Source organism: Campylobacter concisus, from assembly GCF_002914005.1.
Taxonomy (GTDB): Bacteria; Campylobacterota; Campylobacteria; order Campylobacterales; family Campylobacteraceae; genus Campylobacter_A; species Campylobacter_A concisus_N.
In genome coordinates, this window is record NZ_POZU01000069.1 from 45007 (window position 1) to 66461 (window position 21455).

Annotated in this window: 16 protein-coding genes; 2 read left to right on the plus strand and 14 right to left on the minus strand. The window is 38.6% G+C overall.

The features are described 5' to 3' along the window. Window positions 1-43: 43 nt before the first annotated feature. Window positions 44-2782, plus strand: coding sequence for a M16 family metallopeptidase (locus tag CYP54_RS08160; RefSeq protein ID WP_103604870.1), 2739 nt, complete (start codon window positions 44-46; stop codon window positions 2780-2782). A 163-nt stretch (window positions 2783-2945) separates the two neighbouring features. On the opposite strand, the gene CYP54_RS08165 is transcribed toward CYP54_RS08160, so the two are convergent. Genes CYP54_RS08165 through CYP54_RS08175 form a run of 3 tightly spaced genes read right to left on the minus strand, consistent with a single transcriptional unit; the run spans window position 2946 to window position 4433 of the window. Further along, window positions 2946-3833: a Cj0814-related protein gene (locus tag CYP54_RS08165; RefSeq protein WP_103604871.1), complete on the minus strand. Its 888-nt coding sequence runs from the start codon at window positions 3831-3833 to the stop codon at window positions 2946-2948. Window positions 3834-3884: 51 nt separating this feature from the next. Next, complete coding sequence (locus CYP54_RS08170) at window positions 3885-4106, minus strand: hypothetical protein (RefSeq protein ID WP_021091847.1); 222 nt, start codon at window positions 4104-4106, stop codon at window positions 3885-3887. Window positions 4107-4139: 33 nt separating this feature from the next. Continuing rightward, window positions 4140-4433, minus strand: coding sequence for a putative quinol monooxygenase (locus tag CYP54_RS08175; RefSeq protein WP_103604891.1), 294 nt, complete (start codon window positions 4431-4433; stop codon window positions 4140-4142). A gap of 161 nt (window positions 4434-4594) precedes the next feature. Between CYP54_RS08175 and CYP54_RS08180 the strand changes: the two genes are divergently transcribed. Next, window positions 4595-7036 (plus strand): molybdopterin-dependent oxidoreductase, encoded by a 2442-nt coding sequence (locus CYP54_RS08180; protein WP_103604872.1) that lies wholly within the window; start codon window positions 4595-4597, stop codon window positions 7034-7036. 65 nt (window positions 7037-7101) lie between these two features. On the opposite strand, the gene CYP54_RS08185 is transcribed toward CYP54_RS08180, so the two are convergent. The 11 genes from CYP54_RS08185 to CYP54_RS08240 all read right to left on the minus strand — a co-directional run bounded on the left by CYP54_RS08185 (window position 7102) and on the right by CYP54_RS08240 (window position 21388). Further along, window positions 7102-8931 carry a dynamin family protein gene (locus CYP54_RS08185; protein WP_103604873.1) on the minus strand — a complete coding sequence of 610 codons (1830 nt, stop codon included), beginning with the start codon at window positions 8929-8931 and terminating at the stop codon, window positions 7102-7104. Beyond that, window positions 8924-11011: a dynamin family protein gene (locus tag CYP54_RS08190; protein ID WP_103604874.1), complete on the minus strand. Its 2088-nt coding sequence runs from the start codon at window positions 11009-11011 to the stop codon at window positions 8924-8926. Before CYP54_RS08190 ends, CYP54_RS08185 begins: the two co-directional genes overlap by 8 nt. 96 nt (window positions 11012-11107) lie before the next feature. Beyond that, a complete protein-coding gene (tsaD, locus tag CYP54_RS08195) occupies window positions 11108-12115 on the minus strand; it encodes a tRNA (adenosine(37)-N6)-threonylcarbamoyltransferase complex transferase subunit TsaD (protein ID WP_103604875.1) in 1008 nt (335 codons plus the stop codon). Beyond that, complete coding sequence (locus CYP54_RS08200; protein ID WP_103604876.1) at window positions 12112-13404, minus strand: M99 family carboxypeptidase catalytic domain-containing protein; 1293 nt, start codon at window positions 13402-13404, stop codon at window positions 12112-12114. Before CYP54_RS08200 ends, tsaD begins: the two co-directional genes overlap by 4 nt. Further along, complete coding sequence (locus CYP54_RS08205; RefSeq protein ID WP_103604877.1) at window positions 13404-14639, minus strand: uracil-xanthine permease family protein; 1236 nt, start codon at window positions 14637-14639, stop codon at window positions 13404-13406. Before CYP54_RS08205 ends, CYP54_RS08200 begins: the two co-directional genes overlap by 1 nt. Next, on the minus strand, window positions 14626-15735 hold the full coding sequence (gene dxr, locus CYP54_RS08210) for a 1-deoxy-D-xylulose-5-phosphate reductoisomerase (RefSeq protein ID WP_103604878.1): 1110 nt from the start codon (window positions 15733-15735) through the stop codon (window positions 14626-14628). Before dxr ends, CYP54_RS08205 begins: the two co-directional genes overlap by 14 nt. Beyond that, window positions 15717-16448: a phosphatidate cytidylyltransferase gene (locus tag CYP54_RS08215; RefSeq protein ID WP_084041191.1), complete on the minus strand. Its 732-nt coding sequence runs from the start codon at window positions 16446-16448 to the stop codon at window positions 15717-15719. Before CYP54_RS08215 ends, dxr begins: the two co-directional genes overlap by 19 nt. Before the next feature lie 233 nt (window positions 16449-16681). Beyond that, window positions 16682-17581, minus strand: a complete 900-nt coding sequence (locus tag CYP54_RS08220; protein ID WP_103604879.1) for a restriction endonuclease — start codon at window positions 17579-17581, stop codon at window positions 16682-16684. A gap of 363 nt (window positions 17582-17944) precedes the next feature. Beyond that, a complete protein-coding gene (locus tag CYP54_RS08230; protein ID WP_103604881.1) occupies window positions 17945-18664 on the minus strand; it encodes a fumarate reductase iron-sulfur subunit in 720 nt (239 codons plus the stop codon). Continuing rightward, window positions 18657-20675 carry a fumarate reductase flavoprotein subunit gene (locus CYP54_RS08235; RefSeq protein WP_103604882.1) on the minus strand — a complete coding sequence of 673 codons (2019 nt, stop codon included), beginning with the start codon at window positions 20673-20675 and terminating at the stop codon, window positions 18657-18659. Before CYP54_RS08235 ends, CYP54_RS08230 begins: the two co-directional genes overlap by 8 nt. 14 nt (window positions 20676-20689) lie before the next feature. Then, entirely contained in the window at window positions 20690-21388 is a 699-nt protein-coding gene (locus CYP54_RS08240) for a fumarate reductase cytochrome b subunit (RefSeq protein WP_103604883.1), read from the minus strand. Window positions 21389-21455 lie beyond the last annotated feature (67 nt).

Genomic DNA, 21455 nt, shown 5'->3' on the forward strand with positions numbered 1-21455 from the left:
TAAATTCTGCTTTGTCTATCGATTAAAATTTAAAAGGAAAATAATGAGAAAAATTTTGTTGTTTTTTTGTCTAGCAATGGGTCTTTTTGCGCTTCAAAACGATAAAGATATGTTAAATGGAGAGCTAAAAAACGGGCTAAAATACTATATCAAAGAGAATAAATTTCCACAAAAAACAGCTATTTTTTATCTTGTTATAAATTCTGGTTCAACTGATGAAAGAGACGGCGAGCAAGGTCTTGCTCACTTTTTGGAGCACATGGCATTTAATGGCAGCCGTGACTTTAGTAAAAATGAGCTAATTAAGCAGCTTGAGAGCCTTGGTGTAAAATTTGGAGCTGATCTAAATGCGCAGACGAGCTACGATCAGACGAGTTATATCTTAACGATTAATGTAAATGAGAAAAATTTACAAGATACGTTTAAGGTCTTTTCGAATTGGATAGATGGTGTTAAAATCGATCCTAAGGAGCTTGATAAGGAGCGCGGCGTCATAATGGAAGAAGAGCGTCAGAGAAATACGCCAGGGTATAGGCTTTATTTGGCTCAAACAAAGGATATTTTTGAGGGCAGTATCTATCTAAAAAGAGTGCCAATAGGCGACATGAACGTCATCAAAAGCGTAGATGCTAAGCACATGCAAGAATTTTACGAGAGGCTTTATCAGCCAAGATTTATGAGCTTTGTTGCTGTTGGCGACTTTGATAAAAATGAGATAAAAAGCTTAATCGAAAAAAGCTTTAGCCAGGCAAAAAATACAAATTCTTACATTCATCCAGAAAAAAATATCAGCTTTAAAAATGGTTTAAATATTTTTAACTATGACTCGAATGAAACTGGAATGGAGCTAGTTAGACTTAGCTATTTTGATAAATTTAGTCCAGTTTTAAATGAAGCTGACGCAAAGAGAAATCTAGAAGACGCACTTATCGCAAGCCTAATAAATATGCTTTATGAGCAAAAAAATGCAAATAATTCATCAAATTTAAGCACTGATTTTATAGCTCAAACACTTCAAGCAAAGCAGAAAATTTATAGTTTTGAAACAAACGTACTTGGAGGCGATTTTAACGCAAGCCTTAAAGATATGCTTGGCGTTATAAAAGGTATTAAAGAGTTTGGCTTTAATAAAGATGATTTTACTGATGTGAAAAAGGCGTTTGTGGCAAATATAGATGCAAAATTTAAACGCTCAAAGACTAAAAAATCAAGTGCTTACACAGGGCAAATTCTAAACATGATAGAAAATGGTGGCTTTGTGTTAAGCGACGAAGACGACAAAGAGCTTAGTTTAAAGCTATTAAACGAGATTACGCTAGCTGACGTGAATGATAGATTTAGGCAAATTTTGGCCATTTCTGATGAGCGTGTAAGAATTTTTAGCAAAGATGGTTTTAAGCTTAGCAAAGATGAGTTTTTAAAGCTTTTTGCTAAGACGCCTGCTTATAATACAAACCTATCTGCTAGCAACAACGACAAGAGTCTAGGCAATGAAAATTTAGAGCCAAAAGAGATAAGCTCAAGAAGCTTTGATGAAAAAAATGAAATTTATACCTACAAAATGCAAAATGGCTCGCAAGTTATCTTTAAGCCACTAGCTACTAAAAAAGATAGTATTTTGTTTGCGGCCGTCAGCAAAGGAGGTATATCAAATTTGGCTGATCCAAAGCTTGGTAGCTTTGCAGTTGCGCTCACAAATGAAAGCGGCGTTGGTAAATTTAATAACTATGAGCTCTCAAAGGCACTAAATGGAAAAATAGTAAGCTATGAAAAGGGTATAGAAGCGCTTACGCAAGGCATTTATGGCTCATCAAGCACCAGCGATCTTAGCTCGTTGCTAGCTATTATAAATTTAGAGTTTAACTCCCCAAGAGCCGATGCTCATGTGCTAGAGCGTATCAAGCAAAGAGCAAAAGACGAGCTAAGCAAAGAGCAAAATTTGCCTGAATATAAATTTAGCACCGAATTTAGCAAGTTTTTTTATGAAAACAATAAACGTGTCACACCACTTGAGATGGCTGATATCGATGCGCTAAAGCTAAATGAGCTAAAAGCAATTATCAAAGATAAGTTTACAAATGCTGCCTCATACACCTTCGTAATCATCGGCGATACCGACGAAGAGAGGCTTTTGCCGCTTGTTAAAAAGTATATCGCCACTTTGCCAAAGCTTGACGAGACTGAAGAGTTTAAAGACGATGGCGTGCGAAGTATCAAGGGTCAGCACACCTTTAAAAGGGAGTATCAAAGCACAAAAAGAAGCGATGTTGGCATAAATATCATAAATTCTGACGCTAAATATAGCTTTGAAGGAGCGATTAAACTAAGGGCATTAAGTGAAATTTTAAAAACAGCGCTTCGAGAAAAGATTAGAGAAGATAAGGGCCAAACATACGGTTTTAGCTTAAATGCCAAGCTCTCGCGCTATCCTTTTGAGCATTCAGATATACTAATTAGCTTTACTTGCGATCCTGCAAATACGGACAAGATCATCGCTGAGATAAAGCAGATAATAGCTAGTATCAAGCGTAGTGGTGCGATTTTGCCAAAGCATTTGGAGGATTTTAAGGCACAGAGTGAAATTTCTATAAAAAAAGATTATGAAAAGCCTGAGTTTTGGCAAAAGCTCATCATCTCAAATAAAATTTTTAACACGCCACTTTATACGGCTGATGAGTACATAAGTGCGGTAAAAGCCATCACAAATGACAACATCAAAGAGGCTGCAAAGCTATATCTTGATGAGAAAAATATGGTGATAAGTATAAATAATCCAAAGTAGAAATTTGGTGAGCCAAGCTGGCTGCTTAAAATTTAAACGCGAGTAAAATTTATTAAGATAAGCTAGCTTTTTAAATTAGTTGGCTAAATTGGCTTTTTAAATTCAAATCTAAGTAGAAATTTAAAGAGCTAAGCAGCCCCAAAATTTCAGCATAAAGCCAAAGCTAAGCGAGAATGTCCTTTGGCTTTAGCTTGTTTAGCTTTTGCACTAGATCATCAAAGCTCGCTCCATTTTCGACCTCGCGTCTGATAAATTCCTCAAAAAACTCACGTTTTATATCTTTATCCGTGTAAGTTACGCTCTTTTTGGTAACTTGCATAGGCTTAAATTTCTCTTCTTCCATCTCTTCATCGCCATTTTCTCTAACTGGCGTAAGAGCGATATTTTGAAGCACATCAGCGATGCTCTCGCCCTTTTGATAACTTGTTTTTAGAAATTTTAAAAACTCATCTTTGCTGTTTTTATCAGCGTAGCTTACACGGTGTAACATGGGCTGACCTAAGAATTCTATACGTTTTTTATCCGAGCTTTGTTCGTAATGTAAAGCCCCGTCTTTAAAAGAAATTTTCACATTTGCGTGCTCGCCAAGTATCCTTTCGGCGGTAAATTCCAGCCATTTATCTTTAAACTCATCGATACTTAGATCAGAGTCTAGCAAATTTGTAGCCTCACGGCTTAGATAAAGAGCACCAAAAGCATTGTTAGTTATTTTGTTATTTACGTTCATTTTGTGATTTTTGATGAACTCATCTACGCTAAAGCCGTTTTTCTCGCTAGTGATGATGGAGTTTAGTCGCCAAAGCTTCGTGCTATCAATGAAATTTTTAAGGCTAGAGATTTCATCTTTGCTCGCTCCGCTATCAAGGCCATTTATCTTGCCCCAGATAGAAATTTTGTCATTTGATGAGTAGCCAGAGAGCGGTAGATGCTTGATGTCCGCAGTTTTGGTGGGAATTTCTACTTTGTCTAATTTTGTGCTTGTGGCTTGACGCTTACTAAAAGCGTCTTGGTAGTTAAAGTTTTGATTAAATCCATTTAGCGCGTTTATCATGTCAAAATCCTTTAATACAATATCGGCAAGTAGATTTAAATTTTAAGTGGATTATTTTTTATTGCGGTATTTTTCAAAAATGGCGATCATTTGGTATGAGTTTTGCGCGATTTTAAATTTATTTGGATTTTTGCCAAGTAGCTCTTCTCTTAAAGAGTCGATAAATTCTCTATCTTTTTTGCAAGCCTCAAAGCTCACTCGCCCTCTAAGTACAGCCATAAATATAATATCAGCAGTCGCATTTATCATCTCAAGCATTTTTTCTTCGCTCATTTTTTGTGGATTTTGACCTTTTTAAAGCAAATATTATTCCTTTACGCTCACAAAATTTACTATTTTTACCTCTTGGCTCTCTTTGCAAGCCTCCAGCGCAGCCGCATTTTTTACCATATGAGCGCTTTTCATATGCTCTTTTTGGCTTGCAAGATCTTCCCAGATCTCCATAAAACAGTATTCGTTTTCACCGCCCACAACTGCGCCGCACTCGTAGCTTATGTAGCCTTTATCTTTTCTTGAAGCTGGCACGATCTCTTTTAAAATTTCTTCAAATTTCGCTTCACATCCAGCTTTTAACTTTACATTTACATAAAATCCAATCATCTGCCCATCCTTTAAAAATTTTTGGCTAAAATAGCGCAATTTAGACGCAAGTTTGCGCATTACATTACAAGGCCTTTAAACGATGAAATGATACAAAATCCTAAATTTATAATTTCTAAAACCAACTAAAAACAATAAATTTAACCAAAATCGGAGAAAGAATGAAAAGACGAGACTTTTTAAGATTAAGCGCATTAGGCGCGGCTAGCCTTCAAGCAAAAGAGCTTGGAAGTGCAGAGCAAGCGTTATTTGACAAACAAAGCGGACTAAGTGCAAATAAATTTGGCCCATTTTACGTAAGAACTATCGCAGGGCGCGTGGTTGAGACCGTGCCATTTGAGGGCGATGCTTATCCAAACGAGCTAAATAACGCAGTCATTGACTACATCCAAAACGAGAGCAGAGTAAAATATCCATTTGTTAGAAAGAGCTTTTTAGCCAATCCAAACAACCCAAAACCTGAGCTTCGTGGTAAAGAAGAATTCGTGCGTGTGAGCTGGGACGAGGCTATAAAGCTAAGTGCAAAAATTTTAAAAGACAATTTTGATAAATACGGTGCTGAAGCGATCTACGGGCAGGTTTATCAGTGGGGTAGCCTTGGCAAAGTTGGCCACAGCCAAAAGACCGCAAAAAGGCTACTTAACGTGCTTGGCGGCTACGTAAATGAGCTAGGTGGCTACTCATACGGCGCAGCGACTGTCATCATGCCTCACGTCACTGGCTTTGTCGATCCTGCGCTAGCGCCAACAAAGTGGGAGGCGATCTTAAAAAATACCAAAACGATCGTATTTTGGGGCACAAACCCGGTCGTTTCAAATAAAATCGCCATTGGCGTGCCGCTTCATAACTCATATAAATACTATGACGAGATCAGAAAAAAAGGCGAGAGCGGTGAGATGAAAATTTATAGTGTTGACGTTTATCACAACGATAGCGCAAAGTACTTTGACTCAAAATACCTTGAAGTCGTGCCTTGCACCGATACGGCAATGATGATAGGTATGTGTAATTACCTTTATGAAAAAGGACTTTACAGCAAAGAATTTATAGAAAAATACACCGTTGGCTTTGATAAATTTAAAGAGTACATGCTTGGCAAAACTGACGGGATCAATAAAAACCTAGCTTGGGCAAGTAAAATTTGTGGCGTTAGCGAGCAAGATCTTGCGAAATTTAGCGAGGATCTAGCTAAAAATAACTCAGTGATAATTAGTGGCTACGCCATTCAAAGACAAGATCACGGAGAGATGGCATACTGGGCGCTCGTGACGCTAAATGCGATGCTTGGACACATCGGCAAAGAGGGTTGCGGCTTTGTCACAAATGACGGTATGCACAAAAATGCTGATGAGAGCTTCATAGCACCTAAACTAGCGGCGTTTGAGACGAAGGTGCCTCAAAAATTTATTGATAGCGGGCTGGTACCAAAGACAAAGGGCTACGAAATGCCAAACTCAAGGCTCATAGACGCACTTCTAAGCCCAGGCAAGGAGATAACAAGAAATGGCAAGAGCTATAAACTGCCAAAGATTAGAGTGATGTTTAACGCAAATGGTTCGACTTTCACAAGGCATCCTGACGCAAATAGAGCTGTGAAAGCTATGCGAAATGTCAATGCTATCATTACTTGCGAGCCGTTTTGGACAAGTACAGCTAAATTTAGCGACATTGTCTTGCCAGCTGCACTTGAGTACGAGCGAACAGACATTGAAATGGCAAACTCTACAAGCGAGTATCTATTTGCGATGAAGCCACTTGTTAAGCCATTTGGCGAGAGTAAAAGTGACTTCGAGATCGCAAGGCTGATCGCCAAAGAGTGGGGCAGAGAAGAGGCATTTAGCGAGGGTAAAAGCGAGCTAGAGTGGGTCAAGACAATATATGAAGATGCCGTTAAAAAGGCTGCTGAGCTTGGGTATGAGAGCATGCCTAGCTTTGAGGAATTTTGGGAGAAGGGATATTTTAGATTTGATAAAGTCGATGAGAAAAAACGCTACTTTACAAACTACAAGAAATTCCGCGACGACCCAGTGGCAAATCCGCTAAAAACGCCATCTGGCAAGATAGAAATTTACTCTGAAACGGTCGCTGGCTTTGGCTATGATGACTGCCCACCGCATGCAGCTTGGCTTGAGCCATTTGAGTGGCTTGGCGCAAAAAATAAAAAATATCCTATCGCAATTAGCGGCGCGCACTCTAAATTTAGGCTTCACTCACAGCTAAATAACTCCGTGCTTCGCAACTTTAACGAGATCGCAGAGCGCGAGCCAGTGCTTATAAATCCAAAAACAGCCGAGTCTAGAGGGATAAAGATGGGCGACGTGGTGCGCGTGTTTAATGATAGAGGCGAAATTTTGTGCGGTGCCTTTGTGACTGAGGACGTGCCACAAAATGTCGTAATAGTAAGCGAGGGCGCTTGGTACGACCCTGAAGAACCGGGCGAAAAGAGCCTTTGCTTGCACGGAAACTTAAACGTGCTAACAAAAGATGTACCATCAAGCAAGATGAGCCAGAGCAACACCGCTCACACAAGCCTTGTGAATGTCGAGAAATTTAAAGGCGTGCCAAAGCGCGTGACAGCATTTGCGCACCAAAGATTGGCATAATGCACGCATAAAATAAAAGCTATCCTTAAATGGATAGCTTCTAAGCTTTAAAAAATTTATTTATCTTAATAGCAAAATGAATTTTCACAAAGGTCTTCGATCTTTGAGATTTGCTCTTTAACTCTTTCTTTTAAGCCATCAAGCATTGCTATTTTTAAAGTATAAATTTCATTAAAATCGCTTTCTATATCAAGCAAAATTTTATTTAAAAACGAGCTGTTTGAGCACATTAAAGCTTCAAACTCATAAAGGCTAAACGCATCAAGCATACGCTCATAGACATCTTTTGCACTTGGGATATAAAGTGGAGTATTCATCTGCAGGTGCGATTCTAGCGTCTTTTCTATCTTTTGTTTTATGAAATAAACCGCGAGTTTGAGCGCATTTTCATAGTTTGAGGCTAGCTTTATATCAAGCTTTTCAAAAAACAAAGAGACCTTTTGTATAGCCTTAAATTTAGCCGTTTCATACTCTCTTAAAAAATTTTCATATGTCCGTCCAGCATAGGTATTTATGGATTTTGTTTCGTAAGCTATGACTTGATCATCAAAGCTAGCGTAATTTTCATAGCGAGATTTGTATATTAAAAATTTATCCTCTAAATTTTTATAAAGCTCATTAAATGCTGAGGTTATTGCATTTTCTAGCTCTTTTAAATCTTTTTTGTAGCGTTTAAAAAATTTATTAAAAACCACATCTTCGTAGATAAGTTTTGAAAAGACTTCGTCGCTATCAAGACTTATTACCTCAAAATTTTCACGCTTATAAATTTCTTTGTTTAAAAGCGTCTTTGAAGCGTTAAATTTTGTCTTTGAAAAAGGCTTAAGTAGCTTAAATACCTCATCAGCAGCAAGTTTTATAACTTCACTCATTTGACTATAACTTAAAGCGATCTTTGGTTTAAACTCCTCTTTTATCGCCTCTAGCCTCTCATCTAATGAGCCACTAAATTCATCTAAAATAAACCGCGCATTATCATAAATTTCTAGATGTTTTTCTTGCTCGTTAGTTAGGAGTTTTACGATCTTTTTTGCCCTTGCTTTTATGAAATTTTCTTTAAAGCTCTTGTTCAAAAAGCACTCTTTAATAGCCTTTAGAGCTTCGTTAAAATTTGAAGCTTCAAGTAGGCTTTTGTCATTATTTGTGATGCCAAGGAGTGCTTGCTTTGATGAGATAGCGATGATATCCTCAAAAAGCTCGCCATAAGTTTGCCTAGCGTGCTTTAGCAAACTTTCAAGCTCCTCCTCGCTTAACTTGTCTTTTTGGTTGATTAGGCAGATCGCTTTTAGATCATTGACTTTTAAGATTTCTTTGATACTTTCAAGCTCGCTTGCCTTTGCGGCGTTGTTTGCAAGGCTTAGCCATATCGCACCACTAACCTTTTTTAGCGTATTTTTTGTCTCTTTTGTGTCAGCATCTCTTAGCGAGTTTAGGCCAGGAGTGTCGATGAAATTTATCTCTTTTAAAATTTCACTTGGCGCATAAAGCGTCATACTAGAAACTTGCTCACCTAACTTATTTAGCTCGGCTAGATCGCTACTTGCTAGCAGGCTTTCGCTACCGTTTATAAATTTCACGCTTAGAAGTGGCATCTTTGCAAATTTTAGCCTCACAGCCTTTGCAGTAACTGGAGTTAGTCCTGATGGCAAGATATCTTGGCCAAGAAGTGCGTTTAAAAATGTTGATTTTCCACTTGAAAATTGACCGATAACAGCTATTAGTGGTGGCTCATTTAGAGTGTCTATTAGTAAATTTAAGCTCTCTTTTATCTGCTCGCTTATATGCAAGCTAGGATCGTTTAGATCATTTACGAGCCTAGCTAGCTCGCCCTTAAAATCATTTGTAAAGACCTTAAAATATCTCGCTTTGTAGGCATTTATAAACTCATTAAACATTTTTAATATCCTCTAAAAGTGAGCAAATTTCATCTTGTAAGGAGGTCTTTTGTTTAAGCTTTGAAATTGAGCTTTGATTTTGTAAATTTAGCTCATTAAGTTTTTTATTGAGAACTAAAAGCCTTTTATTTAAAGCCTCTTTTTGGCTCATCTCATAAGCCTTTACTCGCTCTTTTAGCAGCTTTTTTTCATGTTCTGCTAGCGTCTCACAAAACTGCGATATGCTTTTATTGTTAAGTAAATTCTGTCTTAAACTTAAAAGCGCCTCATCTGGCTCACTTTTGCTTAAAACTTTAGCTTCAAGCTCATCTAAAAGCTCGCTAAAATCAAGCTCTACGCCCATTTGCTTTAAAAAGTCATTTATACTAAAAATTTTATTTTCACTCACCTTAAAGCCATCAAAACTTAAAGAGATATTTTGCTCGCATGACTTTGTCTGCACTAAAGTTTCATTTCTGGCCTCTCTCATGAGTGCCGCAACTCCGTCACAAAGTGTAGTTTTTGCTATTTGTGTAAGACGCTTTAGATTTAAATTTTCTCTTTTACTTTTACAGTAAGCGATCTCACTCTTAATCTTTTCATTTAAATTTTGTAGTAACGCTTCAAGCCCCATTTTATAGATATCTTTTGCATTTTTATCATCGAGTTTTTTTAGCTCGCCTTCTAAAAGCCTTTCAAGTTTTGTGAAAATTTCATTAAGAGAATTTTTGATATTTGCTTGTTCGTTTTGCAAAGCTTCTAGCTCTAAACCAAATGCTTTAAGCTCTAAAATTTCAGCCTTTGTGGCTTCGAGTTTTGTTTTTAAAATATTTTGCAATTCTTTTTGATATGAGCTTAAAATGAGAGCTGATTTTTTAGAGTCTTTGCCAAAAAGTACATCGTAAAGATACTCTTTAAACTCCGGCACGCCACTATTTAAAGCGCCATCAAGATAAGCTTTTGCACTAAGGGCAAAATAGTCTATCTTAATATCATTTATCTGTTCGCCGATCGCCTTTTTTACGTAGTTAAGCGTTTCGTTAATATCCTTTGTGTCTAACTCGTCAGCGTGAGTTAGTACGATAGCAACTCTTACGATGTGCGAGTTTTCAAGGCATTTTTTCAAAAATAGTGCGTCTTTTTGCGTTGCACTTTGCGAAGCATTCATGAGATGAGCCAAAAGGTCGCACTCTTTCATAAAATTTGTAGTTATTTGCTCTCTTAAAACGATCGCATCATCTATGCCCGGAGTGTCTATAATGCAGACATTATCTCTTAAAAGCTCCAAGTCATCATAAAGCTCAACGCTTTTTACGAGATTTGCCGTTTTTGAGCTTGAAGATGTATAGTTTTTTATCTCATCTAGGCTGATCTCTACGCTACTAGCTGGTAAATTTTCACTTGAAAGTCCAAGCTTTTCTAGCTCGTCTGGGCTATAAAAATTTACCTTTGCATGGCTAGTTGTTGCGTGCTTTAAGATGGTTAAATTTATGGTCTCAGGCACATTTGAAGTGCCTAGGACGGATTTGTTTAAAAGCGCATTTAAAAGGGTTGATTTGCCAGAGTTTATGACGCCACTTACTGCGATGTTAAAAAGCGTTTCGTTTGATCTTTTTTTAGCGTTTTTTAAAGCTAGTAAAAATTCTTTATCTTCATCAAGCATGCTTGCTTTTTCATTTATCTCGTTTAGAAAATCCAAGCTCTTGTGAAAATGATCTTTTGGCTTCGCATTAGAAATTTCAGCCTTATTTTGATTTGAGTTTTTGCTTATAAATTTTATTAAAAAATCAAATTTTTCATGGCTAATTATCTTTTCATCACGTAGCTTTTGTAAGTAGGTTACAAGTTCATCGCTTGAAATTTTTGCCTCATTTAACGCTTTTAGCGTGGCTAGCTGAGCACTTTGTATGCTAAAGATATCAAGTCCAACGCCTAGCTTTTTTAAGATAGTTCTAAACTCGGTAAGAGCCATAAACTCATCTAAATTTTTCTCATCACAAGATAAAAGAAGCGCCAGTAGATCTGGGTAAAAAGGTACGCTCGCATCAGTGTTGGCGTAAATTTTATTTAAATGCCAAGCGTGATTTAAAAACTCATCCATTAAAGATTCTTTTTTTAAAATTTTTTAGATTTTATTACGTTTTTACTTACGAAGCTATCAAGATTTAGGCGCAAAATTTTATATTTTTTAAAAAGTTTAATTTAACTCAAGCTTTTTAAAGCTAACTCTTGGATTTATATTTAGCTCGCTATGGTTTACAAACTCGCTTTTTAAGTACTTTTCACGTCCAGCTCTTGCTATCATCAGTGCGTTATCAGAGCAAAACTCAAGTGGAGCTAGCAAAAGCTCGCACTCATTTTTTTGACAAAGCGTTTCAAGCCTTTTTCGTAAATTTAGATTTGCACTTGCGCCGCCAACTACACCAAAACGCTTGAAATTTCTTAACCAAAATACTTTTTCAAGCTTGTTTAAAATGTGCTCACAGGCAGTATTTTCAAAGGCATAGCAGATGTCAGTGATATCCTTTTGTGTGATATTTTCTAGCTTTGAAATTTCGACTCTGACTTGGTTTTTAAGCCCTGAGAAACTATATTCAAGGCGTTTATCATGAAGAAGTGGAATGGTAAAATGAAACCTCTCTTTGTCTTTGCAAAGTAAGGCATTTTGCTGCACCACGACACCGCCTGGATAACCAAGATCAAGCATTTTAGCAACCTTGTCAAAGCTCTCACCAAAGCTATCATCACTAGTGCTTGCTAGCTCAGTGATTTCACCATTTTCGTCAATCTCTAAGATCATCGTATGTCCGCCACTTACTAGCAGTACGCCAAGTGGAAAGGTGGCTTCGCGATCTAAAAATAGTGAGTAAATGTGGCCAACTAAATGATTTACGGCAATTAGCGGAATATTAAGAGCCACGCTTAGCGATTTTGCCATGCTGACACCGCCTATTAGGCTCACACTAAGACCCGGCTCATTTGTTGCAGCGATCGCTTTTATATCTTTAAAATTTGGCAAGATATCCTCTAAAAGTGCTGGCAGTGCCTTTGTATGAAGTCTAGCTGCAAGCTCAGGAACCACGCCACCAAAGATAGCGTGCTCCTCCTCTTGAGAAATTTTTTTATAATAAATTTTCTCTAAAGTGCGTTCATCTATGAGTGCAACCGAGCTATCATCGCAGCTACTTTCGATGCCAAGTATCATCTAAACTCCGCTAAGATCATGCCAGCAAATTTCTCTTTGCCATCTTCGTTTTTATAAAACTCGACTCTATAAATTTTGCCATCTTTATCGATGCTATAGCTTTTATTTAGGCTATTTTTAGTTACTTCTTGCTCGCTCTCATCAATACTTTTTGTGCCATACCCTATGACATTTACGCGCACGTTTTTGAGTGATTTTATTTTAAAGCTCTTTTTCACGCTAAATTTATCGCCACTTTTTAATGTAAGCTCGCTACCGTCACTTATTAGTGAAATTTCATCAAGTGGTTTTGCAAACTCAAAATATTGTGGCTTTAGCCTAGTAACAAAGCGGTTGCCGTACTGCACTTTGAAGCTACCATTTTCTTTTATGACGGCTATTAGCGGATTTGGTGAGCTATAGTTTAACTCACCTTTTTTAAGTGGGACAAAATTTATTAAAGGTTTTAGATTTTTAAGACTTATCGCGTATGAATTTTCAAGCTCGAGTCTGATCTCTTTTTCGATCGCCTTTTTTACGCTTTTAACATCAAGATTAAACGGCCTAGTAAAGCTAATGCCAGCCTTTTTCATATATTCTTCAATAGCGATTAGATGGTAATAAGTCCTTTGCTCAGCGTTTAAATTTTTACTAGCTTCGTTTGCAAAGGCTGATTTATTTTGCGTGATAGCATAGTAAGTTAGGCTTTTTAGCATCTCTTTATCACCCATCGCAGTGTGCGTATTTTTGATGTGATACTGGTGTTTTTGATCTATTAGATGCTTGTTTAGCACGTCTTTTACGCTTGAAGCAATGTTTTCAAGCTCTGGGTATTTTGAACAAGGAAGTGTGCTTTGATCAATGATGCAAGTATTGCCCCATTTATCTGGATTTTCGTCTTTGTTTATAAATTTATCTCTGTAATATCCGCTTCCATCGTGCAAATTTAATATGAGTGTAACGTTTTTATCAGTGATGACATCTTTTATTTTCATTACTGAGTTATAGTCTGGATCGTTTTTATCTACATGGGCAAATTTTCTATTCATATCGCCTTTTGTGCCACGACTTCGCTCGATTATGCTTGGGAAATTTAAATTTGGCACAACCCAAAGCGAACCTTTTGTGATGTTGTAGTCGGTGGCCACGATAGAGGCTGCCAAAAAGCCACCCGGCTCATCGCCTTGAATGCCACCGATTAACAACATCGTGTTCTCGCTTGGCTCACCTTTTTTGATGAGTGCATAGTCTAAAGTATTGGCTAAACTAGCAGTGGCAAAGGTTAGTAAAAAAAGTAGAAATTTACGCATTAATATCCTTCGTAATGCTTTGTTTTTGGTAAAAGCAAATTTAAAACTATACCAGTAACCGCGCCAAGTCCGATACCTGAAAATTTAACCGCTCCAAGATCAAGTACCATGCCGCCGATAGCAAAGATAAAGATGAGGGCTACGATTATCATATTTCTAGGGTCTGCAAGATCGACTTTGTTTTTTATAAGTGTCTCCATGCCAACGCTTGCGATGATGCCAAAAAGTAGCAGCATGATACCGCCGATGACTGGAGCTGGAATGGTTGAAAGCACAGCTCCTAGCTTACCAACAAAGGCTAGCACAATGGCAGTGATCGCCGCAAAGGTCATTATCGCTGGATTATAAGCTTTTGTAAGGCTAACTGCGCCTGTGACCTCTGAGTAGGTAGTGTTTGGCGGACCACCAAAAAAAGCAGCAAGCGAAGTGGCAAGTCCATCTCCAAGGAGCGTATTTTTAAGGCCTGGATTTTTTAGAAAATCTTCTTTTGTAACATTTGAGATAGCAAGCATATCGCCTATATGTTCGATCGCTGGAGCGATGGCAATAGGTATCATATAAATGATTGCTTCAAACTCAAATTTTGGTGTAGTGAAATTTGGCATTCTAAACCAAGGTGCATTAAAGATAGGGGTAAAATCAACCATGCCAAAGCAGTAAGCTACGATGTATCCGGTGATAATACCAAGCAAAATAGGTATAAGCCTAAACATGCCACGTCCAAGCATCATCACTAAAATGGTAGCCACTAGCGAAATGCCAGCGACGATCATCGCCTCATTTTGTGTATAAATTTCAGTGGCTGATGTTGCCATTTTGACGGCATTTGGAGCAAGGATAAGGCCTATTGTCATGATGACCGGCCCAACGACAACTGGAGGCAAAATTTTATGCAAAATTTTCTCTCCGCCAAATCGAACCACAAGGCTTAAAGCAACGTAGAAAAACCCAGCAAATATAACGCCTCCCATCGTCACGGCTATGCCCCATTTTTCGATACCGTACTGAAGTGGCGCGATAAAAGCAAAGGAGCTTGCTAAAAAAATAGGCGGAACATTTTTTCTAGTGGTTAGCTGAAAAAGTAGCGTGCCAAGACCGGCCGTAAAGAGAGCTACATTTGCATCTAGACCCGTAAGTATCGGCACTAATACCAGTGCACCAAAGGCGACAAATAAAAATTGAACGCCGATTAAGCTTTGTTTGGGATCAAATTTATAACCCTCATACCTTTGCATTTAACATCCTTTTTGCGTAATTTCTAACTTCTTTATCAGCTTCAAAAATTTCATCAATATTTGAAATTTTGATATCTCTAAAATTTTTAACAGAGCTTAAAACGAGCCTTGAGATATCAAAAAATGAGCATTTTCTCTCTAAAAAGCTAAATACTCCAACCTCATTTGCTGCATTTATCACCACACCTAGATCAGGGTTTGCTAGGACCTCATCTTTTAGCGAAAAAATGGGATATTTTTTAAGGCTGATTTTATGAAATTTTATATTTTTTAGATCAAGTAAATTTGCGTGTGAGACAATATTTTCATTGATATTTTCAAACATAGCATGAGCGATAGCTAGTTTCATGTCAGGTCGCGAGAGGTGCATCGTGCTTGAGCCGTCTATAAATTCAACTACGGCATGTATCGCAGAAGTTGGCTCTATCACAGCCTCGATCTCCTTGATGCCATAAAGCCAGTAAGCCTCCATCACCTCAAAAAGCTTATTTGCCATCGTCGCACTATCAATCGTGATCTTTGCGCCCATATCCCAGTTTGGATGCTTTAGCGCATCACTTGGCGAGGCGTCTTTTAGAAATTTGATCGGTTTTTTATAAAATGCACCGCCACTTGCTGTGATGATGAGTCTTTTTGGTGCAGTTTTATTTTCAAGTAGAAATTTAAGCCCAAAGTGCTCGCTGTCTATTGGTAAAATTTCTCTAGTTTTTAGAAATTTGCCGCCAACAACAAGACTCTCTTTGTTTGCAAGGGCAAGCCTTTTGCCAAGAGTTTGCGTCTTTAAACTAGGAGCAAGGCCAGCAAAGCCAACAAGGGCGTTTATTACCTTTTTTGAGCTTGAAATTTCTAGCATTTGCAGCAGTCCAGCCTCACCAAAAAATATATTTTTAGCTTCTATGTTTTTTACATTTTTAGCTAGCTTTTCATCGCCTACGCAGACAAATTTTGGCTTAAATTTTAAGATTTGCTCATTTAGCAAATCTACATTTTTAGCGCAGCTTAACGCCTCAACCTCTACGCCAAATTTTTCGCAAAGATTAAGGGCGTTTTTGCCGATTGAGCCAGTTGAGCCAAGTATTACCACGAGAGCGACCAAAGTAGGGCGACTACGCCAAATAAATAACCATCTATCCTATCAAGCATGCCACCGTGTCCCGGGAAGAGCGAACCACTATCTTTGACGCCGCAAAGTCTTTTTAGGTAACTTTCAAACAAATCTCCCCAAACCGCAAACACGCAGACTAAAAAGCTTGAGAATAAAATTTGGAAAAAACCTTCAGTTACAAAATTTCCAACAATGCAGCCAATCACAGTGCCTATCGCCACACCGCCTGCTGCACCTTCGATTGTTTTATTTGGTGAGCTTGGGCTAAATGGATGTTTGCCAAACATTTTGCCAACAAAAAATGCACCACTATCGCTTGCAACTACGCTTAAAATAAGCCATACAAGATAGCCTACGCCATACTCTGAGTAAAGCATCCACATCATAAATATCGGCGTGGTCGGATAGACAAAGGGTGCGACTAGCTTTAAATTTTCACTTTTTATGTGAGCTAGGATCGAAGCAACTAGCATGATAGCAAGGATCGCTATGAATATTGGATTTGTAAAATATGTAAGCACGTAAAAAGCAAGTGCGGCAAAAACTAGCTGTTTGTGATCGATATTATAAAGCTTGAGCGACTCATTAAAAGCAAAATAAAGCACAGCGCCAAGCAAGATAAAATTTAAAATATAATTATCAATAAAAAAAACTACCAAAATAGCAACAAACATCAAAACGCCAGTGATTATGCGAGATTGCATATCCTCTCCTTAAAATCGTTATTTCGCTGTAATTATAACACTTAAATTTTAGACGGCGTTTATAAGAGTAAAATTTGATTTAAAAAGCATTTTAAGCTGGTAAATTTGGACTATTTTGGCGTTAGTAAAGATTTAAATTTGCCTTTTAAATACACAAATAAAGCAAGACTGAAATGATCCCAAGCAGCAACTTGCAATAAATATGCGCAGTAATGCTTTATGGCTTAAAATTTTTAAAAATTATTTTCCTCAAAAAAGTCGGTATCGATTTTGCAAATTTCATATATTTGGCTTGTTTGAACGCCGACTTTGTATTTTATCATTAGCTCTGCAAGCTTGTCGCCATCTATCAAAACCACACTAAAATTTTGATTATCTTTGGCGAAATTTTCAGCTTCTTTAGTAAATTTTGCCGTAGTGATAAAGACGCCTTTTTTAGTATTTTTATTTGAGATGGCGCCGATAAACTGCTGAATCTCTGGCCTACGGATATTACTGCCGTCTTTGTATCTTTTTGCTTGGATATAAATTTTAGAAAGCCCAAGTTCATCTTCATCTATGATGCCATCTATCCCGCCATCTGGGCCTTTGTTCGTAAGATTTCCAGCTCCATAATTCATCTTTTCAAGTAGCTTTGTTACAAGGTATTCAAAAAATCTTGGCTCTTTTTCTAAAATACTAGATAAAATTTCACTTTTTAGCTCTTCTTTTATTTTGCAAAGCGCTTCATCTATATTGTCATCTGGGGTGTTTTCCGTGGCTTCTTTTTTCTCTTGCCTTATCTCTTGTTTGTAAATTTCATCGTACCAAGTGAGAAATTTGCTCTTTTTGTCCTTGTTACTTACTAGCTCTTTGCCAAAATTTGTTATAGCAAATAGACTTCTACCAACTTTTTGAAGCGGCACTTTTTCTGGCCTTGATTTTATTTGAGCTGTTGTAGCCAGATAGGATAAAGCCCAGCCCGTCCTGCTTATATATGTAAAAGTTCCACTTTTTATTTTTTGTAAAATTTCATCATCTGATAATTTGAAATATTCAATTATAAATTTAGAAATTTCAGCTCTATTTGCTTCTTTCTTTTGTGCGACAAATTCTAAAATAGGTAGCATCATATCTTTATAGCTTGGTAACATTTTATATCCTTAAATGAAGCAAATTTTTGAAATTATATAAATTTTTTGGCTTAAAAGCTATAATCAGAACATGAGATGTCTTGGCCTAACAAATTTTCTTTTAGAAAATATTAGCTTATTCGTAAATACCTTTGCTACGATGTTTGCACTATTTTTTTGTTTTGTTTCTGGTGTTGGAATCGTCTTTATATTTATCGTATTTCCACTTGGTTATATAATGGGCGCACTCTTATCAATCCCATTTTTGATATTTTTATTTTTCTTATTTTTATCTATTGATATCTTTTTATGCCTTTTGGCATCTATTTGTAGTCTTTTTTTAATAAATTTAGAAGTAAATTTGGGGCTTTTACAGCCCCTTTACTACTTTATAGCAGCCATTTTTCTACGCATATAAGCTATGCGGCTTTGAAGTGGTAAGTGTTTAGGGCAGTTGTCTTCACAGCCTAGCAAAGTCATACAGCCAAATACGCCGTCATCGTCGCCGATAAGCTCGTAAAAGTCCTCATCGGTTCGTTTATCAAGCGCGTCGATCTTAAATCTAGCTACACGGTTAAGTCCGACCGCACCGATGAAATCAGGCCTCATGATAGCCGTACCGCACGCAGCCACGCAGATACCGCACTCAATGCAGCGATCAAGCTCAAATACCTCTTGAGCTACTTCAGGCTCAACCTTTTCCTCAAGTTTAGAGATATCGGTCTCGTGATCGGTGTGTATCCAGCTCTCCACGCGCTTACTCATCGCATTCATCCAGTTGCCGGTGTCTACGCTTAAGTCTTTTAAAAGCTTAAATACTGGCAAAGGCATAAGCTCGATTACTCCGCTTTCAAAATCTTTAGTAAGAGTTCTACAAGCTAATCTTGGCTTGCCATTTACAAGCATGCCACAACTTCCACAAATTCCAGCACGGCAAACGAAGTCAAAGCTAAGATCTGGATCAAATTTCTCGCGAATCATATTTAACGCGATAAATAACGTCATACCATCAGTCTCTTCTAGCTCGTAGGTCGCGAAATGCGGTTTTGAAATTTTGCTTAACGGATTATATTTAAATGCTTTTATGGTTATTTTTCTACTCATATCCTATTCCTGCTCTTTCGTTTGGTGCTTTATATTTTGGTTGAAGATCATAGTGCATTAAAGCCTCTTGAATTTCTTGTCTGCTCTTACCTTCAGCTTGCATTTTCTCACGAATTTCATCAACCTCTTTTTGGCGGATGGCACTATCTGGATGCTCAATAATATTACCTTTCGCACCATAGCCTCTAAATGCTGGTGGCATCTCCATTTTCATAATATCAAGTGGCTCATACACGATAGTCGGTAGCGTATCGCCCTCTTTCCAGCTGGTTAGAGTTCTGTTTAGCCAGTTTAGGTCGTCGCGTTTCGGATAGTCTTCGCGGCAGTGCGCTCCGCGGCTCTCGGTGCGATCAAGCGCGCCTTTTGCGATACAAAGGGCTAGTTTTAGCATCTTCGGTACGCGGTAGGCCTCCTCGAGCTCAGGGTTGCCAAATAGCGCCTTGTTTGTGACTTTGACATCTAAAGATTGTTTATAAAGCTCTTCTAGCTCTTTTACCGCTACGGCTAGACCTTCGCCAGTTCTAAAGATCGCTACGTGCTCCCACATGATGTCTTTCATCTTGTTTTTGATCTCAAATACGTTAAATTTGCCCTCTTTTTCGACAAGGCTTTTTAGATAGTCTTCCTCTTTTTTAACGAATTTTTCGATATCTGCGGTATTTATATCTATCTCGTGGCTGCCACAGTAGTCGGCAAAATAATCCCCCACGATCATGCCTGCGACGACAGTTTCTGAAACGGAGTTGCCGCCTAGGCGGTTAAATCCGTGCATATCCCAGCACGCAGCCTCGCCGGCGCTAAATAGACCCGCTAGCGTCGGACTCTCGCCTGTAGGCTTGGTTTTTATGCCGCCCATAGAGTAGTGCTGCATAGGAAGGATCGGCGCCCAGCCTTTACCGCGTTGGCGTCCGTTTTCATCGGTATATACTTCGGTGTCGGCAGGGTCGATACCGTTAAAAATTTCGCAAATTTCTTGAACGTCGCGTAAATTTTTCTCGATATGCTCGCGTCCTAGGATCGAGATATCAAGCCAAACGTGATATCCGTATGGGCTAGGTACGCCCTTGCCTGCGCGGATATGCTCCATGATGCGGCGGCTTACGACGTCGCGGCTAGCTAGTTCTTTCTTCTCAGGCTCGTAGTCTGGCATAAAGCGATATCCGTCCACGTCGCGTAAAATTCCGCCGTCGCCGCGGCAACCTTCTGTTAAAAGAATGCCTGATGGAACGATCGGGGTCGGGTGAAACTGCACCGCTTCCATATTTCCTAGTTGCGCAACTCCCGTCTCAAGAGCGATGGCTGCGCCGATACCCTCGCAAACTACGGCGTTTGTAGTGTGTTTATAAACCCTTCCGTAGCCGCCCGTAGCGATTAGCGTGCCTTTTGCGACGTATGCCGTGATCTCGCCGTTAATTAGATCGCGAACGATCGCGCCGTAACAGCGGTTATTTGCGTGGATTAGCGCGATAGCTTCTTTTCTGTCGTGGATTTCGACGTTATGTTTTAGAGCTTCGTTTGCTACGGCAAAAAGCATAGTGTGACCGGTGGCATCGGCCGTAAAACATGTTCTCCATTTTTTAGTTCCGCCAAAGTCGCGAGAGTGGATGAGTCCGTGAACCTCTTCTTTTTCTACGATAGTCGTTTTTTGAGCGTTGATAATAGCGCTTCTCTCGCCTTTTGTTATACGAGTCCAAGGCACGCCCCAAGCCGCTAGCTCGCGAATCGCCTTAGGCGCTGTTTGACAAAACATACGAGCAACTTGTTGGTCACAGCCCCAGTCGCTACCTTTTACCGTGTCGGCAAAGTGTACATCCTCGTTGTCGCCTTCGCTCATTTTTGAATTTCCCAAAGAGGCTTGCATGCCGCCTTGCGCAGCCGCAGAGTGCGAGCGTTTTACAGGTATTAGGCTTAAAACGACGGTGCTTAAGCCCTTTTCTCCAGCAGCCACAGCAGCTCTAAGACCAGCTAGACCACCACCAATTACCAATGCATCATAATATTTTACATTCATCTTCTAGCTCCTTTTTAATGGCTGATCCACACAAAATCGGCGATTAGCGCAATTATAGCAAGTATGCCATAAACGGCAAATACAATTGTTTTTGCCTTATTTCTTTTGGCAAACATTTCGTGCTTATTTGCACCATCAATGCTTATCCATTTGACATACAAGCGGTACATACCGATACTAGCGTGAACGACCATAAAAACAAGTAGTGCGAAGTAGAAAATTTCTAGTTGATGAAAATTTTTAGCCGAATTATCTGCAGTAATGTGTCCGCCAAAGACTATATCCACTAGGTGCGCGCTGGCTGCAAAAAATAGCGCAAAACCGGTTAAAAACTGAAACCACCAAAGCGTAGTATCAAGGTGCTTCATGCGGTCTTTGTGGCCTCTAAACATTAGATATTGTCTGTAGTTTGCTGGAAATTTTCTCATAGCTAAAAATGCATGAGCGATAAAAATGGCAAATATTACCGCAGCTATGACGTTAGTGATCCACCATGTAGCCTCGCCGAATAAAAATTTAGCCTCCGCAAACCCTACGACAGCGTTAAATGCGTCTTTACCAAGTAGTATAGTAGAAGTAAAAACCATATGACATAAAATAAAACAGGCCAAAATAAATCCTGTAATACTTTGCCATCTATCCCAAGCGGCTGGAGTGCGACTTTTTTTGTCGTCCGACCGTTTTCCCAAAAAACCTTCTATAAGCCCGGTCATGAGCCCTCCTAAGAAATTTGAAATAAATTATCATTTCTTAATACTAATTTAAATATTAGTATTAATT